The sequence below is a fragment of the Parasphingorhabdus marina DSM 22363 genome (assembly GCF_900128895.1).
GTDB classification, from domain to species: Bacteria; Pseudomonadota; Alphaproteobacteria; order Sphingomonadales; family Sphingomonadaceae; genus Parasphingorhabdus; species Parasphingorhabdus marina.
Genome location: NZ_FSQW01000002.1, coordinates 1,003,668 through 1,023,284 on the forward strand (window position 1 = coordinate 1,003,668; position 19,617 = coordinate 1,023,284).

The window sequence follows — 19,617 nt, forward strand, 5'->3', positions numbered from 1 at the left end:
ATTTGTAAGGCTTATGCACAAATTCTTATCGGTAATTTTTGGTGGTGCCCTGTTGATGGCTTTGACCGCGTGCGGTCAGGGTGATGTACTCTATGTGGACGAGGCCGTGGTCAATCTCTCCCCGGTCGACGGCAATCCCTCATCCGGATATTTTGATGTTCACGGCGGCCCGGAAGATGTCGAACTTGTCGGCGTGACTTCTGATGACGTCGTGCGGCTCGAGCTGCACGAGACGGTTGAAGAAAACGGTGTTTCAGTCATGCAGCCGGTGAAGTCAGTTCCGGTCCCCGCTGGAAAGACAGTCAGCTTTGAACCCGGCGGCAAACATCTGATGATCTGGGGTATCGGCAATGGTTCGATATCGCGCGGATCGCTGAAAATGATCTTCATTTTTTCGAATGATGACCGCATCGAATTTGACGCCGTGGTCCGGAAAATGGGTGATCCGGAATAATCCGGCTGCATCGCAGTGACCGGACGCTTACTTTCAACCGCCGAAACTGCGCTGTGCCAATCGGTCTTTGGTGATGCCATAGACTATGGCCAGGTTCGCATTTTCAACCGGAAATGGTGGCCCTTCCAGCCGAGGCACATCACCATGGCGCCCGATGGCAACCTGTGGTTCCACCCCGACAGCGGCAAATTCTGTGCAGATTTCTGTGGCGCGGGCCTGAACCTGCAGGGGCTGTTCATTCACGAAATGGTCCATGTCTGGCAGCACCAGCAGGGGGTTTTCCTGCCACTCGTGCGCCATCCTTTTTGTCGTTATGACTATGAATTGATACCCGGCAAAAATTTCCTGGATTACAATGTCGAACAGCAGGCGGAAATCGTCCGCCACGTCTTCCTGTTGCGCAAGGGCATGATCCTCAAGAACGGATCGAAGCTGGCCGATTTTGCCGGGCTGATTCCTTTTGGGCCTCAGCAGGTCGTTCCGGCCTGACGGCTGCCAGATAGTCACCGGTCCAGCCGACCATGAACGGAAAATGGCCGGCATATGCAATTTCGGGGGTGTTGAGGGAGGGAGAAGTTCCGAAGTATTGCATATGCCGGCGCCTTGGGTAAACGCCCGTCATAGCCGGGCGGGTTCCAATTTCATCCGAGCGGCAGCGATTTCGTCCTTGATCCGCAGGCGGATTTTCTTGAGTTGCCGCAATTCCTGCTGCCGGCTGGCGGCCTTGCAGTTGTCAATCAGCCGGTTGAGCCGGCGGTGACGTTGATAAAGCTTGTTCAGATAATTGTTCATTCGCATCTCCTGAAACAGAAATAGGGAGAATCGGGGAATTCATCCAATCGAATGATGTCTGAACTATTGATAGGCTGCTTCTATGGGTTGGGCAATAGTCCCAAACGTGCACGCATCGACCATCTGGCCAGCATGAGTACAGCGACGATGCCCAGACCGCTGGCAAGCCCGACCCAGACTCCTACGCCTTCCCAGCCCTGCCAGAAAGCCAGGCCGGCACCGACGCCGATTCCAATGAACCAGTACCCCATCAGCGCGAAGATCATGGGAACCGTTGTATCGTGCAGTCCGCGCAACATGCCGGCACCCACCACTTGCGCCCCGTCGACAATCTGGAAAATTGCCGCAATCGCGAGGAAGCTGACAGCAAGGGTGGCCACTTTCGCATTCCCGGGCGCGTCCGCATCTATGAACAGACCGATCAGGAATTCGGGTGCGAGCAACAGCACCAGGGCCATGGCAGCCATGAACCCCGTGCCGAGGACAAAGCTGACCCAGCCCGCCCGTGCAATGCCCGGGTGATCGCGGCGACCATATTGAATGCCCACCCGGACCGTCGCCGCCTGCCCCAGCCCCATCGGCACCATGAACGTCAGCGAGGCCAGTTGCAGTGCAATCGCATGCGCCGCCACGGACTCGGCATTGATCAGTCCCATCAGCAAAGCTGCAATGCCGAACACGGATCCTTCCAGCCCCATGGTAATGCCGATTGGCAGACCCAGTTTCCACAAGGCACGAAAACGTTGCCAGTCGCTGCGCCAGAAGCGGCCAAACAACCGATAGCGCCGGAAGCGCGGGTGCAACATCACGACCAGTGCCATGCTGGCAAACATCAGCACATTGGTCATCACGCTGCCGATACCGGCCCCGGCCACTCCAAAGGCCGGTACGCCGAAATTGCCAAAAATCAGGGCATAGTTGAACAAGGCATTTGCCAGAACGCCAATGACGCTGACAACCAGCGCCCAGACCGGCTGCTCCAGCGCCGATACGAAGTTTCGCAGGATGATGAATCCCAGAAACGGCAACACAGACCACATATAGGCGGATATATATGTGCCTGCGATCCGGGCCAGATCAGGCTGCTGACCGAAACTGACCAATATCTGCTCAGTATTCCACAGCAGGAACCAGAACGGCACGATGACCGAAACCGCCGCCCAGATTGCTTGCCGAAACGTCCGGCGGACATCCCGGACGCTGTGGGCCATGCGGCCAATTTCACTGGCCATCATTGGTGCAGAAGCCGTGATCAGGCCCATGCAGAAAATGGCACAGCTCATCGCCAGGTTGAAACCCAGCGTGGCGCCAGCCAGCTCTCTCGCCCCCAGCCAGCCGAGCATCAGGACATCCGTGGCCCCGATCAGCGCCATCGTCAGATTCGACAGGATGAGCGGCCAGGCGAGACGAAGCGTCGCCCCGGTCTCGTGCCGCCATGCTGCCGGTCCGGTCAAGGTTTGCACTGTGCGAGTCATTGCGGCGCGTTAGCCCAGTCAGACCGCCGATACCAGCCAATCCCGCAATTCCAGCGGCAAGAAAAAACCCCGCCGAATTGCTTCAGCGGGGCTTGTGAAATTTTTCAGACTGGAAAGAATCAGGCGTAGCTGACTTTCACATTCTGCTTGCGGCGACGCATCGCTGCACCAACAGCACCAAAGCCGAAGATCATGAAGGCCCATGTTGCCGGCTCAGGAACTGCGCCCATGCCGAAGTTCGCCTTGAAGAAGATGTCGGAACTTCTGGAGCTCCATGTATTGGTCGTGAGTCCACCAAAATTCGTACCATTATTCAGGAAAACAAAATTTCCATCAATGTCATCATTGGCGAATGGCATGTTGAACGTGCTCACGGGCTGTGCACCGAGATCCGAAATGCTCAAAAACGCCACATAAGTATTGCCAGTGGTGAGTCCCAAGCCTCCGGTGTTGAACATATATTCCGTCAACCCGGCATCTCCGTGGCTTCGAAGGTCACTGGAGTAAAGAACGGACCCGACTTTCGTCCCGTCCCAGGTTCCCAGATAACCTTTAAAGTCCAGATCACCAGCACCACTTACCCGATCGCCGAGAAAGAGCGAAAAACTGTTGATCGCGCTGCCGCCGGCATTGAACAACTGGCCATAAGTTGCTGTGTTTGTCGATCCGAAGCGCTGAATGTTCCCTGACGAACCGCCAGTGGTATTGTCAATATTCTGTGCTGCAGCCGGCACCATCGGAATAGCCAAGGCCATCGCTGTACCCAGCGTATATTTCATCAATTTATTCACAAAAACCCCCTCGAGAGACAGAAATTCCTCGACCCTGTCGCTTCACTAGCCAAATTGGTCCGAAAAATCAATATATTGTTAAAAATTTGTCCCGTTTTGAGACATCTGTTTTTGCGGTTCTCATGGGCTTCAAAGCCAGAGCCAAAAATTATCCCTTGCCTGAGCAGGCGCACCTCTGGCAGTTCCGCGCATTCACAAAATTAACGGGTCGGGGACTTCATACAGATGTTGAGTGCAATCGGACTGATTGGCGGACTGGCGCTGCTCATCTACATGACGGTCAGAGGCGTGAATATTCTCATTGCCGGTCCCGTGGCAGCGGCGATCGTGGCTGCGACCAGCGGCATCGCCTGGTTGCCACCCCTCGCCGCAGCCGATGCGCCCGACTTTGCCACCGCCTATATGGACGGCTTTGTCGGCTTCTTCAAAAGCTGGTTCTTCATGTTCCTGCTTGGGGCGATTTTCGGGGAGATCATGAGTGCCAGCGGAGCCGCCGCCAGCGTCGCCCACTGGATCGTCGAGAAGATCGGCATCAAGCATGCGGTCCTCGCCGTGGTCGCAGCCTGTGCGGTGCTGACCTATGGCGGGGTCAGCGTTTTCATCGTCGCCTTTTCGGTTTACTCGCTGGCCGTGCACCTGTTTCGCGAAGCCAATTTGCCGCGTCGATTCATTCCGGCCGCCCTCGCCTTTGGTTCGGTGACCTTCACCATGACGACGGCGGGATCGCCGGAAATCCAGAATCTGATCCCGATGGAGTTTCTGGGCACCACTGCCTATGCCGGATGGGAAGTCAGCCTGGTCGTCGCGATATTCATGGCCGTCTCCGGGCATTTCTGGCTCAATGCGATGGTCAAGCGCGCGGTGGCCCGGGGCGAACATTTTGTCGGCCGGGAAAGCGACGATACCAATACCGACTATAGCGCATTGCCCGCTCCGATCCTCTGTCTGTTGCCGCTGGTTGCCGTGCTCGGCGTGTTCCTGATCTTTCAATATCCCCAGAATATGGGCCCCCTTTCCGCCCTGTTGCCCGCGAGTTCGCTGGACAAATGGGCGCTGGTGGCCGCTCTGGGTTCCGGAGCAGTCGTGGCGCTGATTGTGGGATTCAAGAAGCTGGCCGCCATGCCCGATGCCTTTTCCCGGGGGGCCACCAGCGCCGTTGTCGCGATCACCAATACCTGCGCGGTCGTCGGGTTTGGTGCGGTGGCAAAACTGTCTCCGGCCTTTCAGGAAGCGCTGGTGATGGTGCAGAATATTCCCGGCAGTCCGCTGATCGGTGCAGCCATAGCAGTCACCGTTATCGCCGGCCTCACCGGCTCGGCCTCTGGCGGCCAGTCGATCGCCCTTCCCCTGATTGCACCGCATTATCTCGATGTCGGCGCGCAACCCGACGAGCTGCATCGCGTGGTCGCCATCTCGTCCGGCGCGCTCGATAGTCTGCCGCATAATGGCTATGTTGTCACCACCATCCGCGCGGTGTGCGGGGAGACCCACAAGGATGCCTATGGGGCGGTCGGGGCACTCACCGTGGTTATCCCGGTGATCGGCACAATCATGGCCGTGGTGCTGTTCGGGATATTCTAGAAGGAGGCGAAGGTCGTGGTGGCAGGAACCACCCGGTTGCTGATCCCCAGAAGCTTCCAATCATCGTCTTCATAGACATATTTGTAGCGGAACTCATACCGGTTCGGGAGAGTGTCGTAATAGCCGTTGATGATCAGTGTTCCTTCCTTGTCCAGTTCTGCAGGTCCGGCCAGAAAGGGTGTCTTGCCCTTGAGAACACTCATCTCACCATCGGATCCCCCAATATCGAGCAATGCCGCGTTGAGCTTCTCGACGGTCGCCTGTTCCTGGAGAAATGACGAGGACACCTGATGTAGCGCCGTCATGTCCGCGGCTTCAACGCTGTCGATAAAGACATCGGTTGTGGCCCCGGCAATTTCGCGTTGCTTTTCATTGGGCGGCAATGTCGGCATATCAGATTCGCCGGAGATCCCCGACTGTCCTTTCTCAATACCCTGGATTTTCCAGCCGGCATCCGAATTGACCAGTGTTACCGTGAGCGGAATGACACCGCCCGTATCGGTGGTGACTGTTCCTTTCAGGGTGGCCACATTATTTTCAATGGACCGCGAAGACCAGCTGGTTTCCGTGACGTGATCGAGCGCAGAGGATGACAGAAACCTCTCGAGCTGCTCTTTTGATGTCCCGGCCTGAAAATCCTCGGTCAGCAATTCATAAGCCTGATCCATTTCACCGTTCTGGACTTTCGCAAAGAACTCGTCGCTGGCATCCGCAGCCCCGCCGGTTATCCAGAACACCAGTCCGAACAAGAGCCCCAGAAAGGCCACGCCTCCCAGCACCACTTTCATCCATGTTTTCATCGGTAATCCTTCCGTTTTCCAAAAGCACCGCCCAAACCTGGGCCCGACCCTGGCTGCCGCGTTTGAGAGAGAAGTGGAGAAATGGCGCGCAATATGCCATCCCCAGTTCATGGGATATGCCTTGACCGGCCATCTGGACTAGTCCGGATCCCGGTCATCCTTTGCATTTGGTCATTGGGAGGTTTTTTATGCGACCCGGATTTTCCAAAGTCGCCATTGTCGAGGATGACCCACCAGTTCTCGCGGATATCTGCACAGTCGTTGAATCAGCCGATGACATGGAGCTGGTCGGGTCCGCACCGAATTTCGCTGCGGGACAAAAGCTGGTCGCGGGCGGCGGCTTCGATGTCCTGATCTGCGACCTTGGCCTGCCGGACGGCGACGGCACCGATCTCGTGCGGATGGCATCGGAACGCCAGAATGACATCGATATCATGGTCCTGACAATGTTCGCCGATCACCAGAAAGTGCTCAACGCGATCCGCGCCGGGGCCCGGGGCTATCTGCTCAAGGACCAGCCTCTGGAGAGCTGCGTCGATGCGATCCGGGAAATTCGTGCGGGCGGATCTCCCATCAGCCCGATCATCGCCCGCCTGGTGCTGAAACAGCTGCAGCCGGAGGCGGAGCCGGTCGACCAGCTCGCCGAAGCGCTGTCCAGCCGTGAGCTGGAGACCCTCAATCTGCTGTCGCGCGGCTTTTCCTATTCGGAATCCGCCGAAATCATGAACATCTCGGCGCATACCGTCGCCACTTATGTGAAGCATATCTATCGCAAGCTGGAAGTGAATTCGCGCGCCGAAGCCGTGTACGAGGCTTCCAGTCGCGGCATTTTGAGGAGCTGATGGCTTGATTGCACGGCTGATCTGCCTGCTCGTGCTGATATGCGCGGCGACGCTGGGCTTTGCCGCATTGGCGCAGACCACGCCATCCGGTCCGGCCGTCATTGTGGAAGATCATCCCGAGGGACCGATCCTGCGCTTCTCCCGGGCCGAAATCTCGCTGAGCAGGAGTGACGCGGTGCCGGACTCGGGCTGGGCGGCACGCGGCCTGCCTGCCCTTTGGCTTTCCGACGAAGCCCGGGCGCAGCAGGACGGCGACCTGTCGGCCTGGGTTCGCGCGGAATTTGACCGCTCATCCCTTGGCAATGAGGCGATTTCGGTGTTCACCGAGGACAACCGGGAACGACTGTCGGTTTTCGTCAATGGCGTGAATATCTTTCGCAACTATAGCAGTGATCAAAAACTCATGCTCGGCTGGAACCAGCCCTATCTGATCCCCCTGCCCGAGGCACTGCTCAAACCCGGCCGAAATGAAATCGCGCTGCGGGTGGAATCCGGTAACAAGCACGCGCTGGGAATCGGAACCATCAGTATCGGCTCACAAAATGCCGTCGGAGCGATCTACCAGCGCCAGTATTTTGCCCGCATCGATGCGCCCAAAACCCTGAACTGGATCATGTTGCTGCTCTCGGTGTTCGTGTTTGTGATGTGGCTGGGGCGGCGGCAGGAACGGGAACTGCTCTGGCTTTCGCTCACCGGCATCCTCTGGTTTGCGCGCAACTACCATTTTTTCGCGGAAACGGTGCCTTTCGACCCGGTCCTGTTTCAGCAAATCACCTATTATTCCGTCTATTTCGCCGTCGCCTGCTCGCTGGCCTTTTGCGCCGAGTTCCTGAAACTGCGGCACCGTAAACAGATCATCTTTGCCATGTTTGCGATCGGCCTGCTGCTGAGTGTATCCCGCTATGTGCTGACTCTCACCGATCGCACCGACATGGCCAGCAGCGTCATGACCGTGGTCCTGTTCGGGACCTTCCTCGTGCTTCTGCTCCGCCACTCCATCCGCACAGGATCGGCGGAAAGCTGGATGCTGCTTGTCCTGCTGTCACTGGCAGCCACCACCGGCATTCACGACATTGGCCGAATACCGAATATCGACTGGTGGACGGGCGCCGGATTCCATTTCCAGCCCTTTATCGGTTTTTTCCTGTTCATGGTCTTCATGCTGTCGCTCGCCCGCCGCTTTTTGAGTGCGCTCAGTCTGGTCGAGGAGACCAATGTCCATCTCGAGAAAAGCGTGACGGAAGCCACCGACGCCCTGGCGGCCTCCCAGAAAGCGCAACGGGAAATGGAAGTGGACCGGGCGCTGGAAACCGAGCGCGAGCGGCTGATGCGCGAGATGCATGACGGGATTGGCTCCAGCCTCGTCACTGCTCTGGCGGTAGCTCGCAAGCGCAATGATCCGGCGCCAACGATCAAGACGCTGCAACGCGCGATCAGCGATCTCAAAATCACGGTGGACTCGCTGGCACCAGTAGAAGGCGATGTCGTGACCCTGCTCGCCAATATCCGCCACCGGATGGAACAGGAACTCACCGAAGCCGGGATTGCGAGTATCTGGAAAGTCGAGGATTGCGATCCGCTCGAGTGGATGGATGCCAGTCACAGTCTCCACCTGCTGCGCCTGCTGCAGGAAGCGCTCAGCAACATTCTTCAGCATGCGAAAGCGACCACCATAACCCTCGCCTGCAAGCCCGATTCCTTCGAGCGCAAGGCCGGCTTGCGGATCTCGATTCTGGATGACGGGACCGGCTTTGAGCCAGGCAGCCGCAATGGCAGCAAGGGGTTGAATTTCATGTATGAACGGGCCGCGATATTGCACGGCCTGCTGACGATCGAGAGCGAAAACCGGGGCGGAACTGCGGTCAGCCTGTGGCTGCCACAGGTGCCGCCTTCGTCAGATCTGGAGCGGAAACTGGAAAAGCTGGACGGGTAAATCCAGCTTTTCCAAATGTGACTTAACGGGCTTCCGTTATTTCAGTCGTTCGATCTTGCTGGCCGCTTCATCGATGATCGCCGCCACGTCCAGGATCTTGTCCGAGCCCTTTTCCTCATCCGCCAGACGGATCCGGATCGCGCTTTTCAGATTCCCGGTCGCGCGCTTGATGGAGGCGGCGTCGGATGCCTGCCCCATCTGGGCCACGCCCTCGAGGCGCTCGAGAATATCGGCTATATGCTTTTCTTCATCCTTGAGCTTCGCTGCGCCAGCCTTGGTGATCGAGTAGATTTTCTTGCCGCCTTCATCGACTTTTTCATCGATCAGATCCATGTCTGCCATCAGGGTCAGCGTCGGATAGACAATCCCCGGGCTGGGCGCATAATGGCCGCCGGTCAGTTCCTCGATCTTCTGGATCAGGTCATAACCGTGGCGCGGTTCTTCGGCGATCAGGTGAAGCGCCAGCAGTTTCAGCTCGCCGCGCTGGAACATCCGGGCGCGCCGTTTGGCTTTCGCCCCTTCAAATGCCGCTGCGGCAAAGGCTCTTGCAAATTTTTTTCCGTCCATGGCACCCCAGGACTTACCGCGCCGGGAACCCGGTCCGCAATCAGAATAACGTGCATAGCGCATAATATCTCTCCTTTATATCTAAACTATTTCTAAGATATATCTTTAAATTACTTAAACAAGAAGTCGCCGCGGGAAAAATGGCAAGCCCTTCAATTTGCGTCGGTTTTTTCTTCCTGAGCCAGAGGCTGCACCAGCGAGAAACCCAGACGGATCTGGCCTTCGTCGATCAGGCGATTGATGACGCCGTCTGCATGCGCCGGAACGATATGCAGGTCCGGCTCGGCCCGGGACAGATCATGAATGGCCTTGAGCTGATGGACCACCGCGCCCCTGTCCTCCGGATCGACCATCAACAACCGCACCAGCCGCGTCCGGTCGACGCCTTCAGTGACATTGCCTTCGGTATAGGCGATATCGCCAATGAACAGATATTCCTGTCCACTGGCCAGTTTGACAAAGACCATCACACTGCCCGGTGTGTGACCAGCGGCGGGGATCATGACGATTCCCGGTGCAACCTGCACGAGGCGTTCCAGCTTTACCGGCTCATTGCTGTCAAACTCCGGCGGTAGTTCCCCGCGCAAAGTGTAGCGCAGCATCCCCTCAAATTGTTCGCGGGTCAGGATCAGCTTGTCCGCCAGCTCAGAAGGATTGCGGTGACGGACGATGCCGCCGACATGATCCAGATGCTCATGCGTGACCATGATCCCTTTGGCCGAGGACAGCACATCCTGTATCCGCGTCCAGACCTGCGCATCGAAGCCGTCGGCCTGATCATATTCTTCCGCCAGCCGCTGATCCATGCCCGCTTCCAGCGCATAATGGCCATCCGGCGTGACAATCTGGAAGATATTCCGGTTCATCAGTGCCTCGCCGAAACCCGCCCCTGCGCGGACCGCAAAGGCCGGAACCGGCGTTTTCGCCAATATCTCGGTGCGAATTTCGACCGGCAACTGGTCTTCGGGAGCCGCTGCCAATGTCCGGATCTCTGCGATGTCCAGTGGATAATTGCTTTCACCGGGCAGTGAGCCATCCAGTACATAATGGTAGATCGCACCGCCCAGAATGAGGACAAAGGCGAGGAGCAGCAGGCGTTTCATGCCGTCAGACTAACCTTTCCCCGCAATCCGTACCAGCGACATTTTCCGAAGCAATCTCCGGCGCAGGCTTGCAGAGTCTCATCCACTGTGTAGGCTGGCCCGTATAAGGTGAGAAGGAGATACAGCATGTCGGGCAAGGTCTACGTTCTGGGCGGTCATCAAACCGACTTTGCGCAAAACTGGACGCGCGAAAATCTCGACCTCTTCGACCTTTTCTCCCAGACGGTCCGCACGGGACTGGAGAAAACCCGGCTGGATGCGAAAGATATCGATGTCGGTCATGTCGGCAATTTCGTCGCGGAACTGTTTACCGGACAAGGCATGCTGGGCGGCTTTTTCGGCCATGTGCACAAGGATTTCTCCGGCATGCCGTCGTCCCGACACGAAGGTGCCTGCGCTTCCGGATCGCTCGCCATTCTCGGCGCGATGGCAGATATCGAGAGCGGCCGCTATGACCTCGCCTGTGTCGCCGGTGTCGAGCTGATGCGCAATGTGTCCGGGCAGCAGGCCGCCGACAATCTCGGCGCTGCCATCTATGTCGGCGAAGAAGGCCAGGACGCGACCTATATCTGGCCCGCCATGTTCTCCGACCTCGCCGAGGAATATGACCGCAGATATGGCCTCAATCACGACCATCTGATGGCCATTTCCGAAACAAATTTCGCCAATGCCCGGCGCAATCCCAATGCCCAGACCCGCAGCTGGGAGTTTACCGAGAAAAGCTTCACCCAGGATGACCAGCATAACCCGGTGATCGAAGGCTGGATGCGCAAACAGGATTGCGGTCAGGTGTCTGACGGCGCCGCGGTCGTGTTCCTCGCCTCCGAAGCCCGGGCCAAGCAATATGCCGACACCCATGGCATCGCGCTGGATAGCCTCGCCCAGATCAAAGGCTGGGGCCACACGACAGCACCGATGCTGATGCGCACCAAATTGCAGGAAAGTGCGAATGACGATTATGTCCTGCCCTGGACCCGCAAGGCGATTACCGATGCCTACAGGCGCTCAGGGATCAGCGGACCGGACCAGCTCGATGCGATTGAGACCCATGACTGTTTTTCCGTCACCGAATATATGGCGATCGAGCATTTCGGGATCACCGCTCCGGGCGAAGCCTGGAAAGCGGTCGAAGAGGGTGTGATCGGCTTTGATGGCCGTTTGCCCGTCAATCCATCCGGCGGCCTGATCGGCATGGGTCACCCGGTCGGCGCGACCGGCGTGCGGATGATGCTCGATGCGATGAAACAGGTCACCGGGACCGCCGGAGACTATCAGGTTGAGGGCGCCAGAAATGTCGGCACGTTCAATGTGGGCGGATCGGGCACCACCAATTGTTCCTTTGTTGTGGGGGTTTAACTCGTGAATTTGAAAATCTTGCTGCCGCTGGCCATTGCAATCGCGATTGGCGCCGGCGTAGCCTTCGCCGGGAGCGACAATGGCGCCCTGTACGGTACCATGCCGGTGTTCCTGCTCTGCGGCATCCTCGCCTTTGCCATCAACTGGCTGGCCTTCATCCCCGCCAATATCTGGCAGACCGAAAAATTCTACGATCTCACCGGGTCGATCACTTATGTCACGATCATGGCTGTTGCCTGCGCGCTGTCCGGGCCACTGGATAATCGCGCACTGATCATCGCCGCGCTGGTCATGGTCTGGGCGCTGCGCCTGGGCTCCTTCCTGTTCCTGCGCATCCGGGCGGACGGCAAGGATCAGCGGTTTGACAAGATCAAGGTCTCGCCCCCGCGTTTCTTTTTCACCTGGACCCTGCAGGCGCTCTGGGTACTGCTGACCGCCGCCAGCGCGCTGGCCATCATCACCAGCGACACCCGCCTGCCGATCGATATTTTCGCAATCATCGGCATCGTCCTGTGGCTGGCCGGTTTTGGCATCGAAGTCGTGTCCGACCGGCAAAAGCGCGAATTTCGCAAGAAGCCGGAGAACAAGGGCAAGTTCATCTCCACCGGCCTGTGGGCCTGGTCGCGCCATCCCAATTATTTCGGCGAAATCCTGCTCTGGACCGGGATAACGGTCGCCTCGCTGCCGATCCTCAGCGGATGGCAATGGGTCACAATCATCTCCCCGATCTTCGTCGCCACGCTCCTGATCAGGATCAGCGGCATACCCAAACTGGAAGCCCATGCCGAGGAAAAATGGGGCGATGACCCGGCCTACCGGGCCTATGCCGACAACACCCCTGTTTTGCTGATGCGCCCACCCAAAGCGGCGTGATGCGAGCGGCTATTCCGGCTTCTTCGCCACGCCGACAAAGGCGGGGCGGAGCAGGCGGTCCTTGATGACGTAGCCGGCCTGCATTTCCTGCACGATCGTGCCGGGTTCATGCTCTTCGGTCGGAATTTCGACCATCGCCTGGTGCTGGTTCGGGTCGAGCGGCAGCCCCATTGAGGCGACGCGCTTCACGCCATTTTGTTCGAAAACTTTTTCCAGCTCGCGCGCCGTGGCTTCGATCCCGCCGATCAGACCGCCCCATTTCTCTTCATTCTTCACTTCGTCGGGAATCGCTTCCAGTGCCCGCTGCATATTGTCCATCACCGACAGCATGTCGCGCGCGAAACCCGTGGCGGCATAGGCCTTGGCGTCCTGCGCATCCTTTTCCAGACGGCGGCGAACATTCTGCGTCTCGGCCTGGGCATAGAGCACCGCCTGCTTGGTCTCGGCCAGCTCGTTTTCTAGCGCTGCAATCCGCTCGAGGCTGTCATCACCGGTGGCGTCTTCTTCGGACGGATTTTCGCCCTCGCCGCCTTGTTTCATGCTTTCCGGCACGCCTTCCAGTTCCGCTTCTGCCGCGGCATCCAGATTTTCATTCTTCTCGTCGGGCTTGGTGTCACTCATTTGTTCAAATCAACCTGTTTTCAATCATTTGGGCGGCATTTTGTCCGCCAGAATTCGTTTATTTGGTCAGCAAACGGGAGAGGGTTTGCGCTGTGAAGTCTACCATGGGTACGACCCGGGCGTAATTCAACCGTGTCGGACCGATAACTCCCACGACGCCAACCACCTGGCCCTCTCCATCGCGATAGGGGGCCGCTATCACAGATGAGCCGGAAAGCGAGAATAATTTGTTCTCCGCGCCGATAAAAATTTTCGCCGCTTCGGCATCGCGGGCATTGTCGAGCAGCCGGGAAATCTCCTGCTTGCCTTCCAGCTCGTCGAGCAATTGCCGGACACGGTCGAGATCATCAAGATTGCTGTCGTCGAGCAGATTGGCCTGCCCCCGCACGATCAGCACGGGACGGTCCGCCGGATCGCGACTCCAGGTCACCAGACCGGCCTTGACCAGATCTTCCGATGCCTTGTCGATCGCGAGCTCGCCCGCGCTGATCTCGTGATCCAGCCGGGCCAGCGCCTGCGACAGGGACAATCCGGCGAAACGCGCGGTGAGATAATTGCCGGCTTCGACCAGCGCCGATTCCGAGACGCCCGGCGGCAGATCAAGCACGCGGTTTTCCACCGCGCCGTCCTGTGACACGAGAATCGCCAGCCCCTGCCCTTCGGACAATTTGACGAAGCTGAACTGTTTGAGCAACGGCTCGCGCTTCGGCACCATGACGAGACCGGCACAGGAAGACAGGCCGGACAGCACCGACGTCGTGGCACGCAGCGCATCCTCGACCGGGCCCCGTTCGCTGATCTGACTTTCAATCGCTTCCCGCTCCTGTTGCGACGGCTCCGCCGCCTGCATCATGCCGTCGACAAACAGCCGCAGCCCGAGCTCGGTTGGCATCCGGCCAGCGCTGGTATGCGGCGCGGCGAGCAGGCCGAGTTCCTCGAGATCCTGCATGACATTGCGGATCGAGGCGGGTGACAGCTCCAGCCCCGGCGCCTTGGATATGGTCCGGGAACCGACCGGTGCGCCGCTATCGAGATAGGATTCCACCACCACGCGGAAAATATCCTGTGCACGTGCGTTCATTTCGGTGATGGGTGTGCTGGTCATACAGGCTAGATAAGATAGATCCGATCAGGATTCCAGCGTCTAGGAATGATCGCACAATATCTGATGGAGAGCATATTGCAGTGTCGAGTAGTGCGAAAGGCCAGGAAACTCCTTCAGTTCCGTTCCCTCACCGAAATAGGCTTGCAGATCATGAGCCATCTGAACGGGTGACCAGTTGTCTTTCTGGCCGTGCCAGAGAATGATTTTCTTTTCCGACAAATTGCGCTGAGGCAACCAGTCATTTGAATATCCCATAATTTCCGCCTGGTAGCTTCTTGAACCATGTCCCAGACTGTCGGTCAGTATGCCTGAAAGCACACTTTCGAACCGGCTGTCGCCGATGAGATTCCTGTCTTCCCCGCGTGAACTGGCAAACAGCAGCTTGAAAAGGATGTTCGGAAAATATCGGGCCATGAACGACTGGATACTCGTCATCCCTCCGAAAAGACCCGGATTCTCTCTCGCCATTCCAAACACGGCTTTGCCGGCCATATCCTCAAGATAGCCGGACCACTGTAGAGGGGCAGTCGAAGAAACAAGGTGTAGCACATCTATCCGCTGCGACAGAAAGGGAGCAACCTGGAGCGCAAAGTAGGTACCCAGTGAAAAGCCGATGATCTCAATCCTGCCATCCGGATATCGCTGTTCAATCTGGTCAGCCACAGCCCGAAAACTTTCGGACAGGTCCCGGTCCGTTCCGCAGACAAGTCTGTCCGGAACAAAAACATCCAGTTCATGCGGTTTTTTGCACCTTACAAGATCAAGTTCCGCTGGTGATCCGGGAACTCCATGAAAATATGCGATCTGGCGACGTCTGCCCATAGCACCGGTTAGCTGACTTTGTGCGCCATATCATCAAATTTCCCCATAGCTTCGTTGCTTCCACACGAATCAGAAGATAGTGCCAGGCACTGACAAGCCACAGGAGAATCACATATGCGCCCTTCAGGACGCGCGCCGGACGAGATGCGCGCTATCATCATTGAAACCGGTTTCACCAAACATGCCGAGGGGTCCTGCCTGATCAGCTTTGGCGATACCAGGGTGCTGTGCACCGCGAGCGTTGAAGAACGGATCCCGCCCTGGCTCCGCGGCAAGGGTGAGGGCTGGGTCACCGGCGAATATTCGATGCTGCCCCGCGCCACTCACACGCGCGGCTCGCGCGAAGCGGCCCGCGGCAAGCAGTCTGGCAGAACACAGGAAATTCAGCGCCTTATCGGACGTTCCTTGCGCGCTGTTGTAGATCTCAAAAAGCTCGGCGAGCGCCAGATCACACTCGACTGCGATGTCATCCAGGCCGATGGCGGCACCCGTACCGCCTCGATCAGCGGCGCCTGGGTCGCGCTGCGGCTGGCGGTCAATGACCTGATGGCACAGAAGCTGATCACCGAAGATCCGATCGAACAGAAAATCGCTGCGATCAGCTGCGGGATCTATGACGGCACACCAGTGCTCGATCTCGACTATGACGAGGACAGCAATGCCGGGGCGGACGCCAATTTTGTGCTGACCGGCGACGGCAATATCGCCGAAGCACAGGCGACAGCCGAGGGTGCGACCTATGACGAGGAAGGCCTGATGCGCCTGCTCCGGCTCGCGAAAATCGGCTGCGGCCAGATTTTCGAAGCGCAGGACAAGGCGGTTTCATAGGCACCAACACCATTGTCATGCCAGCGCAGGTTGGCATCTCGAGCGGTTATTCATAACGCCTGAGACCCCAGCCTTCGCTGGGGTGACGCGTGAGAGACAAATATGACAACCCACCGCAAACTCGCTCCCGGCAAATTGATCATTGCCAGCCATAATCAGGGCAAGGTGCGCGAAATCCGTGCGCTTCTGGAACCGTTCGGCATTGAGCCGGTCTCAGCCGGCGATCTGGGGCTGCCGGAGCCGGAAGAAACAGGGACGACATTCGCCGAAAATGCGCTGCTCAAGGCGCGCGCCAGCGCGGAAGGTGCGGATTGCGTGGCTCTCGCGGATGACAGCGGCCTCTGTGTCGCGGCACTGGACGACCGGCCGGGGGTCTACACCGCCGACTGGGCCGAGCGGCAGTGGTTTGAGGGCGAAAAGGGCCGCGACTGGTATATGGCGATGGGCAAGGTCGAGGGAAAACTCGCTGAACTCGGGCCCGATGCCGATCGCAGTGCCTTGTTCATCTGCACGCTCGCCCTCGCCTGGCCTGACGGTCACAGCGAAGTTTTCGAGGGCAAGGTACATGGCTCACTGGTCTGGCCGCCGCGCGGGACCATGGGGTTTGGTTATGACCCGGTTTTTCAGCCGCGAGGCCATGACGTCACATTTGCCGAGCTGCATCCGGATGAAAAACACGCGATGAGTCACCGCGCCGACGCGTTTCGCAAGCTGGTCAGCGCCTGTTTCGGCTGATTTTGGCGGATTTCCGGGGGATCAGGGGACCCGGCGACCAATCACATTGCCCGGCGGATTATAGCGGCAGACCAGGACTTCACGCTGGGAATTGGACGCGATCCCGCAACCAATGCGGCTGGTCGTGCTCCAGATGATCTGGGTATAATGCCCGACCACTTCGCCATTGCGGCTGACATCTGGGAAAATGCCCGGCACAAAAAACTGCTTTTCGTTGATCCACGCGTCGACCATTTGCTGGAACGAGAAGAATCCGGCGGTCCCGGCCCACAGATTTTCGCCCTGATTGGGCCGCGATGAGCGCGGGCTGTGTTCGAACCGTCCATTGGCGATCAGTTCTTCCGCATAAGCCTTGGCCTGGGCGTTGAGATCGGCATCCAGCACCACCGGTGCGGCCCCTACTTCGGCGCGCGCTTCGTTGTGCGACTGAAGCATGACATCCAGCATCGGATCGCCGGTCGGTGTCGGCGTGGGTGTCGGCGTCGGCGTTGGGGTCGGCGTGGGTGTAGGTGTGGGCGTAGGTGTAGGCGTTGGCGTAGGGGTCGGTGTCGGTGTCGGCGTCGGCGTCGGCGTCGGTGTTGGCGTGGGAGTCGGGGTCGGTGTGGGCGTACCCGGCAGCGTCACTGGCGGTGGATCGGCCTGTTCGCCGCCACAGGCAGTCAGAGCAACAACCGCTGATGCTTGCAGCAGGATGCCGCTGCGCCTAATGGATTTCCGGTGTCCCATATTCCCTCCCTCACACGTTCATCGGCCCAGTCGGCACGCCCGGTTTCGGCGCTCTATATCCACTGGCCGTTTTGCGTCGCGAAATGTCCCTATTGCGACTTCAACAGCCATGTCCGCGATCAGATTGATCCGGACATCTGGCTGTCCGCTCTCGTGTTCGATCTAAGGCATGAACATTCCGTTAATCCGGACACCCGGCTGGGCTCGATATTCTTCGGCGGCGGCACCCCGTCGCTCATGCCCCCTCGGCTCGTCGCGCAGCTCATCAGAGAGGCCGACCGGCTATGGGGTCTGACCGGTGATTGCGAGATCACTCTGGAAGCCAATCCCTCGTCGGTGGAAGCGGCACGTTTTGCCGATCTGGCGCAGGTGGGTGTGAACCGGGTTTCCTTGGGATTACAGTCACTTGATGATGAAACATTGCGATTTTTGGGGCGCGCGCACGACGTCGCGGAAGGCCTGGCCGCACTCGAAATTGCCCGCCGGGAATTTGACCGGGTCAGTTTCGACCTGATTTATGCACGCCCCGGCCAATCGACCGCCGACTGGCAGGCGGAACTGGAGCGATCGCTGGACTTTGGGACCGATCACCTGTCGCTATATCAGCTGACCATAGAACCCGGCACCCGGTTCGAAACCCTCGTCCGCAAGGGCGAGCTGATCCCCGCCGATGACGATCATTGCGCCGATCTGTTCGATCTGACGCAGGAGATCACCACCGCAGCCGGCCTGCCGGCCTACGAGATCAGCAACCATGCCCGTCCGGGTCAGGAAAGCCGCCACAATCTCACCTACTGGCGCTATGGCGATTATATGGGGGTCGGACCCGGTGCCCATGGCCGGCGCGGGAATGCCGCCACCGAGCGTCACCGCAAGCCCGAGAATTTCCTGTCCGCCGTCGAGCGCAACGGCAATGGTCTGCAGAGCGAACAGCCTTTGAGCCCGGAAACGCAGGCATCGGAAGCGCTGATGATGGGCTTGCGGCTGTCCGAAGGAATTGATCTGGAGCATTTGCAAGAGAAAACCGGGCTTGGTGCGGACGAGATGGTGAACGCTGAGGGCATCAGCCGCTTGCAGGAGTTGGGCCTGGTCACAACGGATGCATCCTGGTTGCAGGTAACCGCAAAAGGCATGCCGCTGCTGGACGCGTTGTTGCCGAAAATCATCCGCTAAAACTGAGCGTTTGAGCCGGAGTCCGGCCTCTGCTAGGCTCCCCGAATGGAAACGGCCACCGCCCTGATTGAAAGCTGGCGCAGCGAACTTGCCGACAATCGCCGGCGATCGCGGCACACGGTGCGCGCCTATATCACCACCGCCGAGCGGTTTTGCGCCTTTCTGACGGATCATCTGGGCCAGGCGGTGACCGCATCCGATCTGGCGGCCCTCAAACAGGCAGATATCCGGTCTTATCTGGCATTTCGGCGGGCCAGTGGCCTGACCACCAACAGCGCGGCGCGGGAATTGTCCGCGATCCGCGGTTTCCTCAAATTCGCCCTGCGGACCGAAAATGGCGAGGCGCCGGCCCTGCCCCGCATCAAGGGGCCCAAGGTGAAGAAGGGCGTTCCCCGACCTGCCGCTCCTGATGATATTCTGGCGATGGCGGAAGATATCGCGGCAAACGCCAGCGAAGACTGGATCGGTGCCCGCGACTGGGCGGTCCTGCTGCTGCTCTATGGCAGCGGTTTGCGGATCAGCGAGGCGCTGGATCTGACGGCGGATATCCTGCCGCTGTCCGACACGATTCGGGTCACCGGGAAGCGCGGAAAGACCCGTGTCGTCCCGCTGCTGGGCGAGGTGCGGGATGCGATCATGCATTATCTCGACCTCTGCCCGCATCCGGAGTCGCCCGAGCTTCCGCTGTTTCGCGGCAAGCGCGGTGGCGCGCTGTCCGCCAATATCGTCCGCCGCGTGGTACAACAGGCACGCACGAAGCTGGGCATTTCGGACAAGACCACTCCCCATGCGCTGCGCCACAGCTTTGCAACCCACCTGCTCGCTGGCGGCGCGGATTTGCGCAGTCTTCAGGAATTGCTGGGCCATGCCAGCCTGAGCTCCACGCAAGTCTATACGGCGGTCGACGCTGCGCACTTGCTCGATGTCTACGAGAACGCCCACCCGCGCGCCGGATCCGGCTGAACGCAATCTATCATCAGGGATTTCTGGATTGACCGCCCGGTTTGTTCTATCAGCCAAAGAAAAAACGGGACAGGATG

Annotated in this window: 21 protein-coding genes; 11 read left to right on the forward strand and 10 right to left on the reverse strand. The window is 58.7% G+C overall.

Annotated elements, in window-relative coordinates; translation table 11 throughout:
* Positions 1-13 precede the first annotated feature (13 nt).
* Positions 14-454, forward strand: a complete 441-nt coding sequence (locus BUQ90_RS14540) for a copper chaperone PCu(A)C (RefSeq protein WP_074205852.1) — start codon at positions 14-16, stop codon at positions 452-454.
* Between the two features lie 15 nt (positions 455-469).
* Positions 470-943, forward strand: a complete 474-nt coding sequence (locus tag BUQ90_RS14545; RefSeq protein ID WP_074205853.1) for a vgr related protein — start codon at positions 470-472, stop codon at positions 941-943.
* Between the two features lie 129 nt (positions 944-1,072).
* Here BUQ90_RS14545 and BUQ90_RS14550 read toward each other — a convergent pair whose 3' ends face one another.
* The 3 genes from BUQ90_RS14550 to BUQ90_RS17890 all read right to left on the reverse strand — a co-directional run bounded on the left by BUQ90_RS14550 (position 1,073) and on the right by BUQ90_RS17890 (position 3,512).
* Positions 1,073-1,246, reverse strand: a complete 174-nt coding sequence (locus BUQ90_RS14550) for an HP1242/YdcH family protein (RefSeq protein WP_159437120.1) — start codon at positions 1,244-1,246, stop codon at positions 1,073-1,075.
* Positions 1,247-1,326: 80 nt separating this feature from the next.
* Positions 1,327-2,721, reverse strand: coding sequence for an MATE family efflux transporter (locus tag BUQ90_RS14555; RefSeq protein WP_074205854.1), 1,395 nt, complete (start codon positions 2,719-2,721; stop codon positions 1,327-1,329).
* Between the two features lie 119 nt (positions 2,722-2,840).
* Positions 2,841-3,512: a PEPxxWA-CTERM sorting domain-containing protein gene (locus BUQ90_RS17890; RefSeq protein WP_143182875.1), complete on the reverse strand. Its 672-nt coding sequence runs from the start codon at positions 3,510-3,512 to the stop codon at positions 2,841-2,843.
* 225 nt (positions 3,513-3,737) lie between these two features.
* Between BUQ90_RS17890 and BUQ90_RS14565 the strand changes: the two genes are divergently transcribed.
* Positions 3,738-5,093: a GntP family permease gene (locus BUQ90_RS14565; RefSeq protein ID WP_074205856.1), complete on the forward strand. Its 1,356-nt coding sequence runs from the start codon at positions 3,738-3,740 to the stop codon at positions 5,091-5,093.
* Here BUQ90_RS14565 and BUQ90_RS14570 read toward each other — a convergent pair.
* Positions 5,090-5,893 carry a nuclear transport factor 2 family protein gene (locus BUQ90_RS14570; protein WP_074205857.1) on the reverse strand — a complete coding sequence of 268 codons (804 nt, stop codon included), beginning with the start codon at positions 5,891-5,893 and terminating at the stop codon, positions 5,090-5,092. The genes BUQ90_RS14565 and BUQ90_RS14570 overlap by 4 nt on opposite strands.
* Positions 5,894-6,081: 188 nt before the next feature.
* On the opposite strand from BUQ90_RS14570, the gene BUQ90_RS14575 reads away from it, so the two are divergent.
* Positions 6,082-6,735, forward strand: a complete 654-nt coding sequence (locus BUQ90_RS14575) for a response regulator (protein ID WP_074205858.1) — start codon at positions 6,082-6,084, stop codon at positions 6,733-6,735.
* 4 nt (positions 6,736-6,739) lie between these two features.
* Entirely contained in the window at positions 6,740-8,668 is a 1,929-nt protein-coding gene (locus BUQ90_RS14580; protein ID WP_074205859.1) for a sensor histidine kinase, read from the forward strand.
* 36 nt (positions 8,669-8,704) lie between these two features.
* Here the strand turns inward: BUQ90_RS14580 and BUQ90_RS14585 are convergent, their stop codons facing one another.
* Complete coding sequence (locus BUQ90_RS14585) at positions 8,705-9,298, reverse strand: PadR family transcriptional regulator (RefSeq protein ID WP_143182876.1); 594 nt, start codon at positions 9,296-9,298, stop codon at positions 8,705-8,707.
* An 89-nt stretch (positions 9,299-9,387) separates the two neighbouring features.
* Positions 9,388-10,338: an MBL fold metallo-hydrolase gene (locus BUQ90_RS14590; protein WP_074205861.1), complete on the reverse strand. Its 951-nt coding sequence runs from the start codon at positions 10,336-10,338 to the stop codon at positions 9,388-9,390.
* A gap of 126 nt (positions 10,339-10,464) precedes the next feature.
* On the opposite strand from BUQ90_RS14590, the gene BUQ90_RS14595 reads away from it, so the two are divergent.
* Both BUQ90_RS14595 and BUQ90_RS14600 read left to right on the forward strand, forming a co-directional pair.
* Entirely contained in the window at positions 10,465-11,694 is a 1,230-nt protein-coding gene (locus tag BUQ90_RS14595) for an acetyl-CoA acetyltransferase (protein ID WP_074205862.1), read from the forward strand.
* A 3-nt stretch (positions 11,695-11,697) separates the two neighbouring features.
* The gene (locus BUQ90_RS14600; protein WP_074205863.1) at positions 11,698-12,567 is read left to right on the forward strand and encodes a DUF1295 domain-containing protein; all 870 of its coding nucleotides are present in this window, start codon (positions 11,698-11,700) and stop codon (positions 12,565-12,567) included.
* Between the two features lie 9 nt (positions 12,568-12,576).
* Here BUQ90_RS14600 and grpE read toward each other — a convergent pair whose 3' ends face one another.
* The 3 genes from grpE to BUQ90_RS14615 are packed head-to-tail and all read right to left on the reverse strand — an operon-like array spanning position 12,577 to position 15,115.
* Positions 12,577-13,188 carry a nucleotide exchange factor GrpE gene (grpE, locus tag BUQ90_RS14605; protein WP_074205864.1) on the reverse strand — a complete coding sequence of 204 codons (612 nt, stop codon included), beginning with the start codon at positions 13,186-13,188 and terminating at the stop codon, positions 12,577-12,579.
* 58 nt (positions 13,189-13,246) lie between these two features.
* Positions 13,247-14,293 (reverse strand): heat-inducible transcriptional repressor HrcA, encoded by a 1,047-nt coding sequence (gene hrcA, locus BUQ90_RS14610; RefSeq protein WP_074205865.1) that lies wholly within the window; start codon positions 14,291-14,293, stop codon positions 13,247-13,249.
* Positions 14,294-14,332: 39 nt separating this feature from the next.
* Positions 14,333-15,115 (reverse strand): alpha/beta fold hydrolase, encoded by a 783-nt coding sequence (locus BUQ90_RS14615; protein ID WP_074205866.1) that lies wholly within the window; start codon positions 15,113-15,115, stop codon positions 14,333-14,335.
* Positions 15,116-15,229: 114 nt separating this feature from the next.
* On the opposite strand from BUQ90_RS14615, the gene rph reads away from it, so the two are divergent.
* Together rph and rdgB are read left to right on the forward strand one after the other, a co-directional pair.
* Positions 15,230-15,943 (forward strand): ribonuclease PH, encoded by a 714-nt coding sequence (rph, locus tag BUQ90_RS14620; RefSeq protein ID WP_074205867.1) that lies wholly within the window; start codon positions 15,230-15,232, stop codon positions 15,941-15,943.
* Between the two features lie 102 nt (positions 15,944-16,045).
* Entirely contained in the window at positions 16,046-16,678 is a 633-nt protein-coding gene (gene rdgB, locus BUQ90_RS14625; RefSeq protein WP_074205868.1) for an RdgB/HAM1 family non-canonical purine NTP pyrophosphatase, read from the forward strand.
* Positions 16,679-16,699: 21 nt separating this feature from the next.
* Here the strand turns inward: rdgB and BUQ90_RS17625 are convergent, their stop codons facing one another.
* Entirely contained in the window at positions 16,700-17,404 is a 705-nt protein-coding gene (locus tag BUQ90_RS17625) for a CAP domain-containing protein (RefSeq protein WP_143182877.1), read from the reverse strand.
* Between BUQ90_RS17625 and hemW the strand changes: the two genes are divergently transcribed.
* Positions 17,405-18,577, forward strand: coding sequence for a radical SAM family heme chaperone HemW (gene hemW / locus BUQ90_RS14635; protein WP_074206460.1), 1,173 nt, complete (start codon positions 17,405-17,407; stop codon positions 18,575-18,577).
* Positions 18,578-18,622: 45 nt separating this feature from the next.
* On the forward strand, positions 18,623-19,540 hold the full coding sequence (locus BUQ90_RS14640; RefSeq protein WP_074205870.1) for a tyrosine recombinase XerC: 918 nt from the start codon (positions 18,623-18,625) through the stop codon (positions 19,538-19,540).
* The last annotated feature ends 77 nt before the right edge of the window (positions 19,541-19,617 follow it).